Annotated in this window: 1 pseudogene; it reads right to left on the bottom strand. The window is 65.2% G+C overall.

The features are described 5' to 3' along the window. Nucleotides 1–313, bottom strand: a pseudogene (locus tag C1X29_RS29810) (DNA-directed RNA polymerase subunit alpha); the annotation flags it as partial.

Below are 313 nucleotides of genomic sequence, written 5' to 3'. Positions count from 1 at the left end.
CGAGGTGGCACAGCACCAGCGCCGGGTTCATCACTTCGATGTCGCCCGAAACCGCAATGTCGCCGGCCTTGACCGGGCCAGGGCCGGTTGCCGAAAGCTGGAGACGCTTCGGCCCTTCTCCCTGCATGCGCAGCGCGATTTGCTTCACGTTCAGCACGATGTCGGTCACGTCCTCGCGAACGCCCGCGAGCGAGGAGAATTCATGCAGAACGTTCTCGATCTTGATCGAGGTCACGGCGGCACCCTGCAGCGAGGACAGCAGCACGCGACGCAGCGCGTTGCCCAGCGTCAGGCCAAAGCCACGCTCCAGCGG

The organism is Pseudomonas sp. GW456-12-10-14-LB2, assembly GCF_002884345.1.
GTDB classification, from domain to species: domain Bacteria; phylum Pseudomonadota; class Gammaproteobacteria; order Pseudomonadales; family Pseudomonadaceae; genus Aquipseudomonas; species Aquipseudomonas paraglycinae.
This window is presented reverse-complemented; position numbering and strand designations above follow the sequence as displayed.